This window comes from Roseateles sp. GW823-FHT07B05 (genome assembly GCF_058794515.1).
Map to the genome: position 1 here is coordinate 180,368 of NZ_JBXAGX010000008.1, position 18,197 is coordinate 198,564.

Consider the following 18,197-nt stretch of genomic DNA (forward strand, 5'->3'; position numbering starts at 1 on the left):
GGGTTCCTGGTTGTCTCCGATCGGCGGCGCGAGGCCTGCCTCTTCGCTTGGCCACCCTTGCGGGCGACGGCTGGCCCGACCGCCTCGGCGGCCTGGCGCGGCGCCATCTTCGGCGGAGTGTTGCGAAACACGCTAGGGGCTTTCACCCAATTTACTTCGTGCGACGGCCGAACTAATATGGCCAAAAACCTGGCATCCAGGTCACAACAAGGAGACAAGCTTTGCAGGCTGAAGCCGCCGGTAGTCAGCAGTTGCTGAAGGTCATCAACCGCATGGCGCTGGTGAGGCACCTCTGTGCCCACCCGGGCCTGTCGCGGGCCGACCTGGCCGGCGCCGTGGGCCTGACGAAATCCACCGTCAGCCTGCTGGTGCGCGAACTGGTGGCCGAGGGCTGGCTGGTGGAGAGCGAAGTCGTCGCCACCGGCGACCTGGGACGCCGCCCCACGCCGCTGTTCATCGACCCGGCCCGCCTGCTGCTGCTGGGCGCCGAGATGGGCATCGAGTCCGTGCGCGTCGTCGCCACGTCGCTGACCGGCGAGGTGCGCGCCTGCGCCGTCGCCAGCTACGGCGCCAGCCGCACGGCCAAGGCCTGCCTCGGCACGCTGGCCACGGCGCTGCTGAAGGTGCGCAAGCAACTGGGCGCCAGCCCGCAGATCCTGGGGCTGGGTGTGGGCCTGCCCGGCGGCGTCAACGAGGCGCGCGGGGTGCTGAACTTCGCACCCAACCTCGGCTGGCGAGACATCCCCGTCGGCGCGCTGCTGGCCGAGAAGCTGCAGGACACGCTGCTGGCCGGCGTGCCGCTGTTCCTGCAGAACGAGGCCGACGTCGCCGCGTTGGGCGAGCTGGAGTTCAACCCGTCGCCCTCGTCCGACCCGCTGCTGTACGTCTCCATCAACCAGGGCCTGGGCGCCGGCGTCATCGTCGGCGACCGGCTGCTGACCGGCAGCCGCGGCTTTGCCGGCGAGGTGGGCCACATGGTGCTGCAGCTGAACGGCCCGCGCTGCTCCTGCGGCCGCCGCGGCTGCGCCGAGGCGCTGATCGCCACGCGCGCCCTGCTGGGCGGCAGCCAGGACGGCACCGCGCTGCGCTCGCTGGCCGAGGTGCGCGCCCACCTGGTGGACGAAGACGCCGAGACGCTGAAGGCCGTCAACTCCGCTGGCCGCAAACTGGGCGTGCTGCTGCAGAACCTGGCCACCGCCTATGACCCCGGCAGCATCGTGCTAGGCGGCTCGGTGGTCGAGCTGGGCGAGCCCTTCCTGCAACCGGCGCTGGACACGCTGCTGGACTACGCCACCGCCGCCAACCTGCCGCCGCCCAGCGTGCGCATCTCGCGCTTCGGCGCCAACGCCGTCGCCGTGGGCGCCGCCGCGCTGGCGCGCTACCGGCTCACGCGCCCGGCGCTGCCGCTGGCCGACACCGGCGTGGCACTCACTCTCGAGGAAACCGCCTGATGTATCTGGGCATCGATCTCGGCACGTCCGAAGTCAAGCTGCTGCTGCTCGACGGCCGTGGCGCCATCGTCGGCACCGCGGGCAGCACGCTGACGCTGCAGAGCCCGCAGCCGCTGTGGTCCGAGCAGCACCCGGCCGACTGGTGGACGGCCACGCAGGCCGCCGTCGCCCAGTTGCGCAACGCCCACCCCGCCGAGTTCGCGCAGGTGCGCGGCATCGGCCTGTCGGGCCAGATGCACGGCGCCGTGCTGCTGGGGAGCGACGACACCGTGCTGCGCCCCGCCATCCTGTGGAACGACGGCCGCTGCCACGCCGAGTGCGCCGAGCTGGAAGCCGCCGCGCCGGCGCTGCACGACATCGCCGGCAACCTCGCGATGCCCGGCTTCACGGCGCCCAAGCTGCTGTGGGTCAGCAAGCACGAGCCCGACGTCTTCGCCCGCGTGGCCAGCGTGCTGCTGCCCAAGGACTGGCTGCGCCTGCAGCTGACGGGCGAGAAGGTCAGCGACCCATCCGACGCCGCCGGCACGCTGTGGCTGGACGTCGCGCGGCGCGACTGGTCCGACGAGCTGCTGGCCGCCACCGGCCTGACGCGCGCCCACATGCCGCGCCTCGTGGAAGCCAGCGAGCCCAGCGGCGTGCTGCGGCCCGAACTCGCCGCCGCCTGGGGCCTGGGCGCCGAAGTCATCGTGGCCGGCGGCGCGGGCGACAACGCCGCCAGCGCCATCGGCATCGGCGCCACGCAGCCCGGTGATGGCTTCATCTCGCTGGGCACGTCGGGCGTGCTGTTCGTCGTCAACGACCGCTACCGGCCCAACCCCGCGTCCGCGGTGCATGCGTTCTGCCACGCGCTGCCGGCGCGCTGGCACCAGATGAGCGTGATGCTGTCGGCCGCCAGCTGCCTGCGCTGGTTCTGCAACCTCGTCGGCCAGCATGAGAGCGCACTGCTGGCCGAGCTGGCGCGCGATGACAGCGCAGTCACCGACATGGCGCCGATCTTCCTGCCCTACCTGGCCGGCGAGCGCACGCCGCACAACGACCCGTTCGCACCCGGCGTGTTCCACGGCCTGAAGAGCCGGACGACGCGCGCCGACTGCACCTACGCCGTGCTCGAAGGCGTGGCCTTCGGACTGGCCGACGGCCTGGCCGCGCTGCGTGCCGCCGGCACCGAGGTGCGCCAGCTGTCGCTGGTGGGCGGCGGTTCGCGCAGCGCCTACTGGGCGCAGCTGATCGCCGACGCGCTGGACGTGGAGATCGTCGTGCACGCAGGCAGCGAGGCCGGCGGCGCCCTGGGCGCGGCAAGGCTCGGCTGGCTCGCTGCGGGCGGCCAGGTCGCCGACGTCTGCACCCGCCCCGCCATCTCCGCGCGCTTCGCGCCGAGTTCCACACGCCACGCCCGCCTGGCCCCCCGCCTGGCGCGCTTCCGTGATCTGTACCAGCGCCTCAAAGGCGCATGACCTGCCCCCTGCCATGAGCTACTTCGAACACATCCAGCCCATCCGCTTTGAAGGTGCCGACAGCCAGAACGACCTGGCCTTCAAGCACTACGACAAGGACCGCCTCGTACTGGGCCAGCGCATGGAAGACCACCTGCGCTTCGCCGCCTGCTACTGGCACAACTTCGTGTGGACGGGCCTGGACCCGTTCGGCGGCGCCACCTTCGAGCGCCCCTGGTTCCAGGGCGGCTCGCCGATGGAACTGGCGCGCGCCAAGGCCGACGCGGCCTTCGAGTTCTTCGCCAAGCTGGGCGTGCCGTACTACTGCTTCCACGACCGCGACGTCGCCCCCGAGGGCGCCACGCCGCGCGAGAGCCAGGACAACTTCCGCCGCATCGTCGACCTGCTGGGCGAGAAGCAGCAGGCCACGGGCCTGAAGCTGCTGTGGGGCACGGCCAACCTGTTCAGCCACCGCCGCTTCATGTCGGGCGCGGCCAGCAACCCCGACCCCGAGATCTTCAAGATGGCCGCGCTGCAGGTGCGCGACGCGCTGGACGCCACGCTGAAGCTGGGCGGCGAGAACTACGTGCTGTGGGGCGGCCGCGAGGGCTACGAGACGCTGCTGAACACGCGCCTGGGCCAGGAGCTGGACCAACTGGGCCGCTTCCTGACCATGGTCGTCGAGCACAAGCACAAGATCGGCTTCAAGGGCGCCATCCTCATCGAGCCCAAGCCGCGCGAGCCGTCCAAGCACCAGTACGACTTCGACACCGCCACCGTCTACGGCTTCCTCGTGCGCTACGGCCTGGAGAAGGAAGTCAAGGTCAACATCGAGGCCAACCACGCCACGCTGTCGGGCCACAGCTTCGAGCACGAGATCGCCACCGCCGGCGCCCTGGGCATCCTCGGCAGCCTGGACATGAACCGCGGCGACCCGCAGCTGGGCTGGGACACCGACCAGTTCCCCAACAACGTCCCCGAGACGGCCATCGCGCTGTACCACGTGCTGAAGGCCGGCGGCCTCGGCAGCGGCGGCCTGAACTTCGACGCCAAGGTGCGCCGCCAGTCCATCGACGCAGCCGACCTGTTCCACGGCCACATCGGCGGCATGGACGTCTGCGCGCAGGCGCTGCTGGTGGCCGAAAAGATGATCAACGACGGCCGCCTGCAGGCCGCGCAGGACGCGCGCTATGCCGGCTGGGACACGCCGGCCGGCCAGGACATCCTGAACGGCAAGCGTTCGCTGGCCGACCTGGCCGACGACGTGCTCGCGAAGAACGCCGACGTCGCGCCCGTGTCGGGCCGCCAGGAAGTTCTGGAGAACCTCGTCAACCGCTTCTGCGGCTGATCGCCTCCGCCCCGACCACCAGCCCGCGCCCACCGACACCGCTGACATGACGACCACCCGAGCCGCAGCCAGCCCCCGTCGGCGGGCGCGATGTTGACGCCCCATCCAATCCCGCCGAACCAGCAGCAGTACCCGGCAACACCAGCCCCCCGTGCCAACGAGCACATCGAGAGGAGACAACTGTGAACAAGCCCCAGAGAACCCTGATTTCCCTCGCCGCCGCCCAGGCCGCGCTGCTCAGCAGCGGCCTGGCGATGGCGCAGACCGCGCCGGCACCGGCGCCCACCCAGAAGGTCGAGACCGTCGTCGTGTCGGGCAAGCGCGCCGCGCTGCAGTCCGCCCAGAAGATCAAGCAGGACTCCGACGAGATCGTCGACTCCATCGTCTCGGAAGACATGGGCGCCCTGCCCGACCGCTCCGTCACCGAGGTGCTGCAGCGCATCGTCGGCGTGACCATCGACCGCACCATGTCCAAGGGCGACCCCGAGCACTACTCGGTGGAAGGCTCCGGCGTCACCATCCGCGGCCTCACCTACGTGCGCTCCGAGCTGAACGGCCGTGACTCGTTCTCCGCCAACGGCGGCCGCGCGCTGAACTTCGAGGACGTGCCGCCCGAGCTGATGGCGGCCGTGGACGTCTACAAGAACCCGTCGGCCGAGCAGATCGAAGGCTCCATCGGCGGCCTGGTGAACCTGCGCACCGCGCTGCCGTTCGACTACCCCGGCTTCAAGGCCTCGCTGTCGGCGCAGACCACCTACTCCAAGCTCAAGGGCACACGCTCACCGTCGTTCTCGGGCCTGGTCTCCAACCGCTGGGACACGCCCATCGGCCGCATCGGCGCGCTGATCAGCCTGGCCTCGTCGGAGAGCGGCACCCGCACCGACGCCTTCCAGGTCGAGCCCTACTACCCGCGCACCGACGCCGTTGCCAACCAGGCCGCCGGCACGACGCTGTGGATCCCGAAGGGCGCGCAGTGGCGCACGCTGGAGTTCGACCGCAAGCGCAAGGGCACCTATGCCGCGCTGCAGTGGAAGAACGACACGCTGGAGTCCTCGCTGACCTACTTCAAGTCCAAGTACCGCATGGACTGGACCGAGAACGCGATCTTTGCGCAGTCGTCGCCGTACAAGATCAAGGTCGCCGATGGCCAGTTCGACAGCAGCGGCGCGATGGTCTACGGCACGCTGAGCAACAGCGACGGCTCGCCCATCGACTTCGGCGCCGACACCCGCATCGCCTTCCGCAACTCCACCACGCGCGACGTGGCCTGGAACCTGACCTGGAAGCCCAGCGAGCGCTGGACGCTGAAGTCCGACCTGCAGCACATCAAGGCCAAGACCGACAGCTTCGACTCCACCGTCGCCACCGGCGTGCAGATGCTCAAGGAGACGCTGGACCTGCGCGGCACCTACCCGACGCTGGTGTTCGACGACGCCTCGCGCGCCGCGCTGCTGGACCCGGCCAAGAACTACTGGGCCTTCACGATGGAGGACATGAGCAAGAGCACGGCCACCGAGACGGCCTGGAAGGGCGACGCGAAGTTCAACTTCGACCACGCCGTGCTGCAGGACCTGCGCTTCGGCCTGCGCATCGCCAAGCGCAACGCCGAGTCGGTCAACTCGCGCCCCGGCTACCACTGGGCGGCCATCACGCAGACCTGGCAGCAGGGCTGGGCCATCGACGACGTGGCGCGCCTGAGCAACCCCAAGTACGCCAGCGGCACGCACGTCTACAACTTCCCCAACTTCTTCAACGGCAAGGCCGCGGTGCCGGCGCTGATCTTCCCGGACCGCGCACTGGCCGCCAATTTCCCGCAGAGCTACCAACAGCTGCACGGCTACGGCCTGGAGCGCTGCGAGGCGCTGAACGGCCCGGGCGGCTTCACCTGCTCGCAGTCGTGGTCGTCCGTGCCGTGGAGCCCGGCGACGTTCGGCGTCGACCCGTCCGGCAACAACGACCAGGATGAGCGCACGCAGGCCGGCTACGCGCAGCTGCGCTTCGGCTTCGACGACCTGAAGTACCCCATCGACGGCAACGTGGGCGTGCGCGTCGTGCACACCAGCTCCACGGCCCACGGCTACACGGTCTTCAACGGCAAGCCGGCCCCGCAGGGCGCGCTGGGCGTGCCGGTGCCGCTGATGCCCAGCTACGAGGAAGCCCGCAGCTACGAGAACAGCTACACCAACGTGCTGCCGACGCTGAACCTGCGCATGAAGGCCGGCAGCGACCTGCAATACCGCTTTGCGCTCGGCAAGGGCATGACCCGCCCCGACTTCTCGCAGATGCAGGCCTACACCAAGCTCACGCAGGACTTCAAGTCGACGACCACCGGCACGGCCCCCAACACCGTGACCACGGTCGACAGCGTCAGCTTCACCGGCGAGGCCTCGGGCAACCCGATGCTCAAGCCCATCCGCTCCACGCAGGCGGACCTGACGGCCGAGTGGTACATCAACAAGTCCAGCTCGCTGACCGGCGCGGTGTTCTACAAGAAGCTCAGCGACGTCATCCTGAACCAGACGTCCATCCAGCAGCTGCCCGATGTCGCCGGCAAGCTGTACGACTTCACCGTCACCACGCCCATCAACGGCGCCGACGGCCATGCCAAGGGCATCGAGCTGGCCTACCAGACCTACTTCGACTTCCTGCCGGGCTGGCTGTCGGGCCTGGGCATGCAGGCCAACTACACCTACGTGGACAGCAGCACCAAGCTGAAGACGCCGGTGCAGCAGCTGTACTGCTCGGGCGGCAACGCCGCCGCCAACGTCAACCTGAACCTGAACGGCTGCGACGTGGATGGCCGCACCTTCGGCAGCCTGCCACTGCAGAACCTGTCGAAGAACGCGTTCAACCTGGCCTTCATGTTCGACCGCGGCCCGTTCTCGGCGCGCGTGGCGTACAGCTGGCGCTCCAAGTACCTGCAGAACGTCAACGTGAACGGCACGCAGGGCGGTGATGGCCTGGACACCAACCCCAACAGCCCCACCAAGGGCCAGACCAACGTCGCCTGGGGCCTGCCAACCTGGGCCGACGGTTTCGGCCAGGTGGACGCCAGCGTGTTCTACAAGATCACCGACCAGTTCACGGTGGGCCTGGAAGGCCAGAACCTGACCGACTCGACCTACAAGCAGCTCATGCAGCAGCACATCGGCATGAAGGGCCGCGCCTGGTTCGCCACCGGCCCGCGCTACACGGTGCAGATGCGCTACAGCTACTAAGCTCCGGGCCCAGCAAGCCTTGCCGGCGGCGGCCCACGCCGCCGCCGGCTATTTTTTTGCTCCTACCTCCCCCCATCGCCCCATGCGCAAGCTCCTCATCTCCCTGCTCGCGTGTGCCGCTTCGCTGGCCGCACAGCCCGCGTTGTCGGCCGAAGCGCCCCGCCTCGTCACCCAGAGCGGCCGCCACGCGCTGCTGGTCGACGGCAAACCCTTCCTCATCCTCGGCGCGCAGGCGCACAACTCCAGCAACTACCCCGGCGCGCTCCAGCCCGTCTGGGCGGCCGCCAACGACCTGAAGGCCAACACCGTGCTGATGCCGGTGGCGTGGGAGCAGGTCGAGCCCGTCGAGGGCCGGTTCGACTTCGGCTTCGTCGACACCCTCGTCAAGCAGGCCCGCGAGCAGAAGAAGCGGCTGGTGATCCTGTGGTTCGGCACCTGGAAGAACACCAGCGCGCAGTACACGCCCGAGTGGGTCAAGCTCGACCCCCGACGCTTCCCCTTCAACCGGGACCGCGACGGCAGCTCGAACTACAGCCTCAGCCCCTTCGGCGCCGAGACGCTGAAGGCCGACAAGCGCGCCTTTGTCGCGCTGATGGGCCACCTGAAGAAGATCGACTCGACCGAGCGCACCGTGCTGATGGTGCAGGTGGAGAACGAGGTGGGCACCTACGGCCTCGTGCGCGACTTCGGCAAGGACGCGCAGGCCGCGTTCGAGCAACCCGTGCCCGCCGCCGTGCTGGCGCGCCAGAAGCCCAAGGCTGCGGCCACGGGCACCTGGCGCGAGGTCTACGGCGACTACGCCGACGAGTACTTCCACGCCTGGGCCATCGCCCGCTACATCGGCGAGATCGCCGCGGCCGGCAAGGCCGTCTACGACCTGCCCATGTACGTGAACAACGCGCTGCGCAACCCGCTGGAGCAGCCGCCCAAGCCCTGGAACAAGGACTTCGCCAGCGGCGGCCCGACCTGGGACGTCATCGACATCTACAAGGCCGCCGCGCCCGCCGTCGACATCGTCGCGCCGGACATCTACAACCCCGAGTCCGCCCAGGTGAACGCCAACCTGCGCCTGTTCGGCCGCGCCGACAACGCGCTGTGGGTGCCCGAGATCGGCACCAAGACGGCCTATGGCCGCTTCCTGTACGCGATGCTGGGCCGCGGCGCCATCGGCGTGTCGCCGTTCGGCATCGACTACTTCAACTACAGCAACCACCCGCTGGGCGCGACGGCCACCGACAAGACGCTGGTGGATCCCTTCGAGCGCGTCTACCGCATGTTCGCGCCCATCCAGCGCCAATGGGCGCAGTGGGCGTTCGACGGCAAGACCCAGGGCATCGGCGAAGGCGACGACCGCAAGCCGCAGCAGCTGGACTTCCCCGGCTGGAGCGCCAAGCTGACCTACCGCCTGGGCCGTTTCGGCGAGGCCGCGTGGGGCGGCGAGTTCGCCAAGCCCGCGCCCGGCACCGAGGAGCCGGGCGGCGGTGCCGCCATTGCGCAGATCGCGCCCGACGAGTTCCTCGTCATCGGCCACCGCGTGCGCGTGCGCATGGAGCCGGCCGAAGGGACGAAGGGCATGCTGCTGCGCGCCGAGCAGGGCCGCTTCGACGCACAGGGCCGCTGGGTCATGGAGCGCGTGTGGAACGGCGACCAGGTCGACTACGGCCTGAACCTGCCCGCCGAGCCGATGATGCTCAAGGTCAAGATGGGGCGTCCGGCGCAGCCATGATGCAGCGCCGTCACCTGCTGCAGGCCGCAGGCCTGCTCGCGCTGCCCGCCTGGGCGGCCGACAACGCGCCGTCCTACGACTGGCGCAGCCTGACCTACGGCGCCGGCGGCTTCATCGACGGCTTCGTGTTCCACCCCGCCGAGCGCGGCCTGCTGTACGCGCGCACCGACATCGGCGGCGCCTACCGCTTCGACCCCGCGGCCAGGCGCTGGCTGCCGCTGCTGGACCACCTGCCCAAGGCCGACGCCGACCTGATGGGCGTGCTCAGCCTCGCGGTGGACCCGACCGACGCCAACCGCGTCTACGCCGCCTGCGGCCTCTACACCGGCGAGTGGGCGCGCAAGGCGGCGCTGCTGGCGTCCACCGACCGCGGCGCGACGTGGACCTTGCACGAGCTGGGCATCAGGCTCGCCGGCAACGGCCCCGGCCGCGGCAGCGGCGAGCGCCTGCAGGTGGACCCGCGCCGCCCCGAGCGCCTGCTGCTGGGCACCACGCAGGACGGCCTGCTGCAGAGCACCGACCGCGGCAAGAGCTTCAGCCGCGTCGGCGGCTTCCCGGCCCGGCATGTATCGCTGGTGTTGTTTGCCGGCTCGCGCACGGTCTACGCCGGCAGCCATGACCAGCCCGGCCTGTTCGTCTCCACCGACGACGGCGCCACGTTCACGCGCGTCGCCGAGCTGCCCGCACAGGCGCCGCAGCGCGCGGCGCTCGGGCCGGACGGCTCGCTCTACGTCAGCCTCGCCGCCGGCGACGCCGGCCAGGTCGTCAACCCCAGCTACGCCAAGACCGGCAGCGTCTGGCGCCGCGCGCCGGACGGCCGCTGGCGCGACATCACGCCGGTCAAGCCCGGCGGCGGCCAGACCTTCGGCTACTCAGGCCTGGATGTCGACGCGAAGCGCCCCGGCCGCGTGGTCGTCACCACCATCGAACGCTGGAGCCAGGGCGACGAGCTCTACGTCTCCGACGACTTCGGCGCCAGCTGGGCACCGCTGAGCCCGCGCTCCGCGTTCGACGCCAGCACCCACCCGTGGCTGCAGGCCTACCAGGCCAAGACGCACCACAAGCAGGGCCACTGGCTGGCCGACTTCAAGATCGACCCGCACGACGGCGACCGCGCCGTCTACGGCACCGGCTACGGCCTGTGGATGACCGGCAACCTCGGCGCGCCGAGAGTGAATTGGGCGTTCACCGTCGACAACCTCGAAGAGACCGCCGTGCTGGGGCTGGAAAGCCCGTACGGCGGCGCGTCGCTGCTGGCGGCCATGGGCGACGTGTCCGGCGCCGCGTGGGACGACCTCGCGCAAGGCCCGAAGACCGGCTTGTTCCTGCCGGCCGGCGAGACCTGCCGCTCGGTGGCCTATGCCGAGCTGAACCCGGGCATCGTCGCGCGCACGTCCGACGCGGCCGCCAACGGCGGCTACTGGTCGCCCGACGGCGGCGCCAGCTGGCGGCCCTTCGGCCCGTCCACGCGCAACACCAAGACACCCGAGGGCTGGACCGCGTCGAGCGGCCAGGTGGCCGTGTCGGCCAAGGGCGGCTTCTTCCTGTGGGCGCCGGACAAACAGCCGGCGCTGTGCTCGCGCGACCGCGGCAAGACCTGGACCGCTAGCCAGGGCTGGCCGGCCGAGCGCGACGTGACGCTGACGCCCGTGGCCGACCGCACCGTCGAAGGCGTGTTCCACGTGTTCGACCGTGCCAACGGACGCATCCTCACCAGCACCGACGGCGGCGCCAGCTTCCAGCCTGGCATCACCGGCCTGCCCAAGCTGCAGAACTGGCAGAGCGCACAACTCGTCTGCGCGCCGGGCCAACTGCGCGACCTCTGGCTGGCGCTGCCCGACGGCCTGCTGCACCTGCCCGGCGTGGACAGCAAGCCGCAGGGCGTGCGCGCCGTCGTCGAACCGTGGCGCGTGGCCGTCGGCAAGGCGGCACCCGGCGCGGCGTACCACGCGGTCTACGTGTGGGGCCGCGTGAAGGTCGACGGCCAGGACGTCGAAGGCCTGTTCCGCTCCGTCGACACCGGCGCCACGTGGCAGCGCATCAACGACGACGCCCACCGCTACGGCCGCCTCAACGCGCTGGCCGCGGACCCGCTGGAGTTCGGCGTCGTCTACCTCGCGCCCGAGGGTCGCGGCGTCGTCATCGGCAAACCCCGCACATGAGAGCCCCTCGCCCGGTCCTGCCCCGGCTGAACGCCGGCATGCCCAGTCGGTCCCCCGAGGGGACGGCGATGCTTGCGGCGTTGAGCCGCAAGCACATCGCCAGCGGGCCGGCTTGGGAGCGGCCCGGCGCTCGGCCCGCGGCAAAGTCACCGTGGCTGCATCGCGCGCTGGCGCTGCTGCTGATGGTCGCCACGCTGCCGCTGCAGGCTGCGGAGCTGGTGCTGCACTACGCCACGCCCGCGCCCGACACCCGCGATGGCTGGGAGCAGCAGGCACTGCCCATCGGCAACGGCCGGCTGGGCGCGATGCTGTTCGGCCAGGTCGCGCGCGACCGGCTGCAGTTCAACGACATCACGCTGTGGACCGGCGACGCCCAGACGATGGGCGCCTACCAGCCGTTCGGCGACGCGGTGCTGACGCTTGACGGCGCCGACGCCCCCGTGACCGGCTACCGCCGCGAGCTGGATATCGCCCGCGCGGTGAACCGCCTGCACTACACACAGGCCGGCACGCGCTTCACCCGCGAGGCCCTTGCCAGCCACCCGGCGCAGGTCATCGCGTGGCGGCTCACGGCCGACCGGCCCGGCCGCTACAACGGCCGCATCGCGCTGACCGACCGCCACGGCGCGGCACTCAGCGCCGCCGGCCAGACGCTGACGGCCACCGGCACGCTGCCCAACGGCCTGGCCTACGCCAGCCAGCTGCGCGTGCAGCACGACGGCGGCACGGTCGCCATCGATGGCAACACGCTGACCTTCCGCGGCGTCAACGCGCTGACGATCCTCCTCGGCGCCGGCACCAGCTTCACCGACAGCCAGCCGCCGCTGCCGCGCGTGCAGGCGCAGGTGGCCGCCGCCAAGCCCTGGCCGCAGCTGCGCGCCGACCACGAACGAGACGTGGCCTCGCTGCTGGGCCGCGTGCAGCTCAACCTCGGCGCCAGCCCCGCCGAGCGCCGTGCGCTGACCACCGACGCCCGCCTGGCCGCCTACACCCGCGACGGCGGCGACCCGGAACTGGAGGCGCTGCACTTCCACTACGGCCGCTACCTGCTCGCCAGCAGCTCGCGCGATGCCTTGCCGGCCAACCTGCAGGGCCTGTGGAACGACCACCTGCAGCCGCCGTGGAACAGCGACTACCACTCCAACATCAACCTGCAGATGAACTACTGGCCGGCCGAGGTGACCCACCTCGCCGAGGCCGCGCGGCCGCTGCACCGCTTCGTGCAGCGCCTCATCCCCGAATGGCGCCGCCCCGTGGCCGAGCGCGCGATGCAGGCGCTGAAAGACCCCGCCTCGCTGCCGCCCGAAACGCCGCCGTGGGACAACTCGGTGCAGCCGCCCGTCGAGACCTTCCTGAAGGACGGCCGCCCCGTGCGCGGCTGGACCGTGCGCACCGAGACCAACCCCTTCGGCGCACAGAGCTACCTGTGGAACATGACCGGCAACGCCTGGTACGCGCGGCACTTCTGGGAGCACTACGCGTTCACGCAGGACAAGGCCTTCCTGCGCGAGCAGGCCTGGCCGGTGCTGAAGGAAGTGGGCGAGTTCTGGGAAGACCGCCTGAAGGCCTTGCCCGATGGTCGCCTCGTCGCCCCCAACGGCTGGTCGCCCGAGCATGGCCCCATCCAGGACGGTGTGGCCTACGACCAGCAGATCCTGTGGGACCACTTCGACAACATGGCGCAGGCCGCGGCGGCGCTGGGCGAGCGGGCCGCGCAGACTCACGCCGAGTCCCTCCGCGACCGCCTCGCCGGCCCGCGCGTCGGCAGCTGGGGTCAGCTGCTGGAGTGGCTGGATGAGCTGACCGACCCCGTGCTGGACACGCCGCGCGACACGCACCGCCACGTGTCCCACCTGTTCGCGCTGTTCCCGGGCCGGCAGATCTCGCCGGCGCGCACGCCCGCGCTGGCTGCCGCCGCGCGCCGCACGCTGGAGGCGCGGGGCGACGTCAGCACCGGCTGGTCCATGGCCTGGAAGATGGCCTGGTGGGCGCGGCTGCGCGACGGCGATCGTGCCCACCGCCTGCTGCGCGGCCTGCTCGCCACGCCGGGCGCCGCGGCCGCGCGTCCGGGCGCCGAGGTGCACCAGGGCGGCACCTACCCCAACCTGTTCGACACGCACCCGCCGTTCCAGATCGACGGCAATTTCGGCGCCACGGCGGCCATCGCCGAGATGCTGGTGCAATCGCAGGACGGCGTCATCGACCTGCTGCCCGCGCTGCCTGCCGCGTGGCCCCAGGGCTCGGTCAAGGGGCTGTGCGCGCGCGGCGGCTTCGAGGTCGACATCGCCTGGGCGCGCGGCCGCGTGACCAGCGCCACCGTGCGGTCCATCGCCGGCGCCGGCGGCGGCCGTGTTCGCGTGGGCGACCGCGTCGTCGAGCTGAAGCTGCAGCCCGGCCAGTCGCGCACGCTGCGCGCCAAGGACCTCTTCTGACATGACCCGCTTCCTGCTCGCCCTCCTTGCGCTGCTGCCGCTGACAGCACAGTCACTGGACCTCGACACCGGCAAGCCCGCCAAGGGCTGGTCCATCGCCGTCACCGATTTCGAAGGCGACGCCCAGCTGACCGGCAGCCGCGTCACGGTCCCCAAGCCCGCCCACCCGCGCGTGTCGGGCAGCCACGTCGCGGCCCACCGCAGCGACGACGGCGCGGTGACGCTGCAGTTCACGAACACGTGGATCGCGCAGCTGCGCTGGCAAGGCGGCACGCCGCTGGACCTGAACCCCTACCTCACCGAAGGCACCGTCGAGTTCGATCTCAACGTCATCGACCTCGCGCGCGGCGGCATGAAGTTCAAGCTCGGCTGCGGCAAGGACTGCGAACGCAAGATCCCCTTCCTGTTCGCCGGCCGCGAGCTTGCCGGCAAGGGCCGGCAGCACCTGTCGTTCGCGCTGAAATGCTTCGCGCGCGACGGCGACGACTTCTCCGCCGTCAACGTGCCGTTCGCGCTGGAAGGCACGGGCAATGGCGAGGTCCGCATCGCCAACCTGCGCCTCAACAAGACCGGCAAGCCGACGACCGCCTGCCCGGACCACCGCACGCAGTCGGTCACGCCCGAGCGGCTGCAGGAGTCATGGGCCGTGGACTGGTGGCTGCCGCGCCACGAGCAGAAGCTCGCCGAGATCCGCGCCCACCGCGACGCCGGCCGGCGCGTGGACCTCGTGTTCCTCGGCGACTCCATCACGCAGGGCTGGGAGAACGAAGGCAAGGCCGCGTGGGCACAGCACTTCGCGAAGCACAACGCCGTGGCGCTGGGCTTTGGCGGCGACCGCACCGAGAACCTGCTGTGGCGGCTGCGGCACGGCGAGTTGGACGACATGGCCCCCAAGGCTGTCGTCATGATGATCGGCACCAACAACACCGGCGAGCGGCTGGAAGACCCTGCGCTGACCGTGGCCGGCATCCGCGCCAACCTCGACGAGATCCGCAAGCGCCAGCCGCAGGCGCGCGTGCTGCTGCTGGCGCTGTTCCCGCGCGGTGAGAAGCCCGACGACCTGACCCGCCGGCACAACGCGAAGATCAACGCGCTGCTGCCGGCGCTGGCCGACGGCAAGCGGGTCGTCTTCCTCGACATCGGCCGCGCGTTGATGAACCCCGACGGCACGCTGTCCAAGGACATCCTGCCCGACTTCCTGCACCTGAGCCCCCGGGGCTACGACATCTGGGCCCGCAGCCTGGAAGCGCCCCTGAATGACGCCCTGACGGCGGCTAACCCCTGACCCCATGACCGCACTGACCTACTCCAGCCCCTTCCCCGCCGACTTCGTGTTCGGCGTTGCCGCCGCCTCTGCCCAGATCGAGGGCGCCGCCTTCGAGGACGGCAAGGGCGAGTCCATCTGGGACCGCTTCGCCCGCCAGCCCGGCAAGGTGCACGACGGCGACACGCTGGACGTGGCCTGCGACCACTACCACCGCTTCGACGAAGACTTCGCGCTGATGGCGTCGCTGGGCTACAAGAACTACCGGCTCTCCATCAGCTGGCCGCGCATCTACCCGAACGGCGATGGCGAACTCAACCAAGCGGGGCTGGACTTCTATCACCGCCTGTTCGCGAGCATGAAGAAGCACGGCATCACGCCGTGGGTCACGATGTTCCACTGGGACCTGCCGCAGAGCCTGGAAGACCGCGGCGGCTGGACGTCGCGCGTCAGCGTGGACGCCTTCGCACGCTATGCCGACACCATCGTGCAGGCCTTCGCCGGCGAGGTGACGCACTGGATCACGATGAACGAGATCCGCTGCTTCACGCTGCTGGCCTACGGCTACGGCACCAAGGCGCCGGGCCGCAAGGAAAGCGCCCAGGTCGTCAACCAGACCTTCCACCACGCGCTGCTGTGCCACGGCCACGGCGTGCGCGCGGTGCGCGAGTTCGGCGGCGCGGGCGCAGTCGTCGGCCTGACGGACAACCTCGACGTCTGCATCCCCGTCACCGAGACGCCCGAGGACATCGCCGCCGCCAAGGCCTGGTTCCTGGAGAAGAACGCGCATGTGCTGGGCGCCATGCACGCCGGCCGTTACCCCGACGACTACCTGGCGCGCGTCGGCGCCGATGCGCCGACGGTGGAGCCCGGTGACTTCGACCTCATCAGCCTGCCCACCGACCACCTGGGCCTGAACATCTACACCGGCACCTATGTGCGCGCCGGCAAGGCAGGTGAGTGGGAGCCCGTGGCCCTGCCGGCCAACTACCCCAAGGCCGACAGCCCCTGGCTGCACATCGCGCCGCAGTGCATCTACTGGGCCACGCGGTTCGCGGCCGAGTGCTACGGCCACCAGGCGCTCTACATCACCGAGAACGGCTGCGGCTACAACGACGAGCCCGTGGTGAACGGCGAGGTGCTGGACCTGCACCGCCGCGACTTCCTGCGCAACCACCTGCGCGAGGCCCACCGCGCCATCAGCGACGGCGTGCCGCTGAAGGGCTACTTCCTGTGGAGCTTCATCGACAACTACGAGTGGGAAGACGGCTACCAGCGCCGCTTCGGCATCGTGCACTGCGACTACGCGACGCTGGCGCGCACGCCCAAGCTGTCCGCGCGCTACTACGCGCAGGTCATCGAGCATCGCCGCATCCTGTGATGCCCCTCGTCCAGTCTCGCCGCGCTGAACGCGGGCGCGCCCAGCCGGTCCCCCGAGGGGACGGCGATGCTTGCGGCATGGAGCCGCAAGCACATCGCCCAGCGCGGGCCGGCTTGGGAGCGGCCCGGCGCTCGGCCCGCACCCACTGAGAGACGGGACTGGATCGTGACGCCTATATTCCTCGCGCCGCTGTGGGCCTGTCGCTCGCGCGCGGTTCAACGAGGACTACCGAGATGACTCTGCCCCGCTCCCCGCGCCGCCGCCAACTGTTCGCCGCCGCCGCCCTGGCGCCCACCGCCGCGCTCGCCGCCACGCAGCAACGCTCCGCAGCTCCCGCGATGACAGCGCTGACTTCCGCCAGCGCCTTCCCCGCCGACTTCGTGTTCGGCGTGGCGGCGGCGTCCGCGCAGATCGAGGGCGCGGCGTTCGAGGACGGCAAGGGCGAGTCCGTCTGGGACCGCTTCGCGCGCCTTCCCGGCAAGGTCCACAACGGCGACACGCTGGACGTGGCCTGCGACCACTACCACCGCTTCGACGAGGACTTCGCGCTGATGGCCTCGCTGGGCATCAAGACCTACCGGCTGTCCATCGCCTGGCCGCGCATCTACCCCAACGGGGATGGCGAGGTGAACCCCAAGGGGCTGGACTTCTACCGCCGCGTCTTCGCGAGCATGAAGAAGCACGGCATCACGCCGTGGGTGACGCTGTTCCACTGGGACCTGCCACAGGCGCTGGAGGACCGCGGCGGCTGGACCTCGCGCGTCACGGTGGACGCCTTCGGCCGCTATGCCGACACCGTCGTCAAGGCCTTCGCCGGCGACGTGAAGCACTGGATCACGTTGAACGAGATCGTCTGCTTCACGCTGCTGGGCTACGGCACGGGCACCAAAGCGCCGGGCCGCAAGGAAACACCCAAGGTCGTCAACCAGACCTACCACCACGCGCTGCTGTGCCACGGCCACGGCGTGCGGGCCGTGCGCGCTTTTGGCGGCAAGGGCGCGCAGGTGGGGCTGACCGACAACTGCGGCGTCGCCGTGCCGGTGACCGAGAAGCCGGCGGACATCGCCGCCGCCAAGGCCTGGTTCATCGACCGCAATGCGCAGGTGCTGGGCGCCATCCACGCTGGCAGGTACACCGACAACTTCCTGAAGCGCGTCGGCGCCGACGCGCCCGACGTGAAGCCCGGCGACTTCGACCTCATCAGCCTGCCGACCGACTTCCTCGGCCTGAACATCTACAGCGGCACCTTCGTGCGCGCCGGCAAGAACGGCGCCGCCTACGAGGCCCTGCCCCACCCGGCGGCCTACCCGCGCGCCGACAGCCACTGGCTGCGCCTCGTGCCGCAATCGCTCTACTGGGGCCCGCGCTTCTGCCACGAGGTCTACGGCCACCCCGCCATCCACATCACCGAGAACGGCTGCGGCTACGACGACGAGCCGGTCGTGAACGGCGAGGTGCTGGACCTGCACCGCCGCGACTACGTGCGCAGCTACCTGCGCGAAGCCCACCGCGCCATCGCCGACGGCGTGCCGGTGAAGGGCTACTTCCTGTGGTCCTTCATCGACAACTACGAATGGGAAGACGGCTACCAGCGCCGCTTCGGCATCGTGCACTGCGACTTCAAGACGCAGGTGCGCACTCCCAAGCTGTCGGCGCGCTACTACGCCGACGTGATCAAAGAACGAAGAATCTTGTGAGCCCCTCGTCCAGTCCTGCCCCGCTGAACGCGGGCATGCCTAGCCGGTCCCCCGCGGGGACGGCGACGCACGCGGCATCGAGCCG

The 18,197-nt window shown here is 70.5% G+C and carries 10 protein-coding genes; all 10 read left to right on the forward strand.

The features are described from left to right. Positions 1-221: 221 nt before the first annotated feature. Complete coding sequence (locus AC1Q7O_RS18230) at positions 222-1,451, forward strand: ROK family protein (RefSeq protein WP_492661653.1); 1,230 nt, start codon at positions 222-224, stop codon at positions 1,449-1,451. Then, positions 1,451-2,905, forward strand: coding sequence for a xylulokinase (gene xylB, locus AC1Q7O_RS18235; protein WP_492661652.1), 1,455 nt, complete (start codon positions 1,451-1,453; stop codon positions 2,903-2,905). The genes AC1Q7O_RS18230 and xylB overlap by 1 nt, the downstream gene beginning before the upstream one ends. 13 nt (positions 2,906-2,918) lie before the next feature. Beyond that, the gene (xylA, locus tag AC1Q7O_RS18240) at positions 2,919-4,232 is read left to right on the forward strand and encodes a xylose isomerase (RefSeq protein WP_492661651.1); all 1,314 of its coding nucleotides are present in this window, start codon (positions 2,919-2,921) and stop codon (positions 4,230-4,232) included. A 182-nt stretch (positions 4,233-4,414) separates the two neighbouring features. Continuing rightward, a complete protein-coding gene (locus AC1Q7O_RS18245) occupies positions 4,415-7,450 on the forward strand; it encodes a TonB-dependent receptor (protein WP_492661650.1) in 3,036 nt (1,011 codons plus the stop codon). A gap of 82 nt (positions 7,451-7,532) precedes the next feature. Next, positions 7,533-9,176: a DUF5597 domain-containing protein gene (locus tag AC1Q7O_RS18250; protein ID WP_492661649.1), complete on the forward strand. Its 1,644-nt coding sequence runs from the start codon at positions 7,533-7,535 to the stop codon at positions 9,174-9,176. Next, on the forward strand, positions 9,173-11,338 hold the full coding sequence (locus tag AC1Q7O_RS18255; protein WP_492661648.1) for a WD40/YVTN/BNR-like repeat-containing protein: 2,166 nt from the start codon (positions 9,173-9,175) through the stop codon (positions 11,336-11,338). The genes AC1Q7O_RS18250 and AC1Q7O_RS18255 overlap by 4 nt, the downstream gene beginning before the upstream one ends. A gap of 68 nt (positions 11,339-11,406) precedes the next feature. Beyond that, the gene (locus AC1Q7O_RS18260) at positions 11,407-13,770 is read left to right on the forward strand and encodes a glycoside hydrolase family 95 protein (protein ID WP_492661647.1); all 2,364 of its coding nucleotides are present in this window, start codon (positions 11,407-11,409) and stop codon (positions 13,768-13,770) included. A 1-nt stretch (position 13,771) separates the two neighbouring features. After that, positions 13,772-15,055, forward strand: a complete 1,284-nt coding sequence (locus AC1Q7O_RS18265) for a GDSL-type esterase/lipase family protein (protein WP_492661646.1) — start codon at positions 13,772-13,774, stop codon at positions 15,053-15,055. Positions 15,056-15,059: 4 nt separating this feature from the next. Continuing rightward, positions 15,060-16,415 carry a GH1 family beta-glucosidase gene (locus AC1Q7O_RS18270; RefSeq protein ID WP_492661645.1) on the forward strand — a complete coding sequence of 452 codons (1,356 nt, stop codon included), beginning with the start codon at positions 15,060-15,062 and terminating at the stop codon, positions 16,413-16,415. 233 nt (positions 16,416-16,648) lie between these two features. Continuing rightward, positions 16,649-18,112: a GH1 family beta-glucosidase gene (locus tag AC1Q7O_RS18275; protein ID WP_492661644.1), complete on the forward strand. Its 1,464-nt coding sequence runs from the start codon at positions 16,649-16,651 to the stop codon at positions 18,110-18,112. Positions 18,113-18,197: the final 85 nt, after the last annotated feature.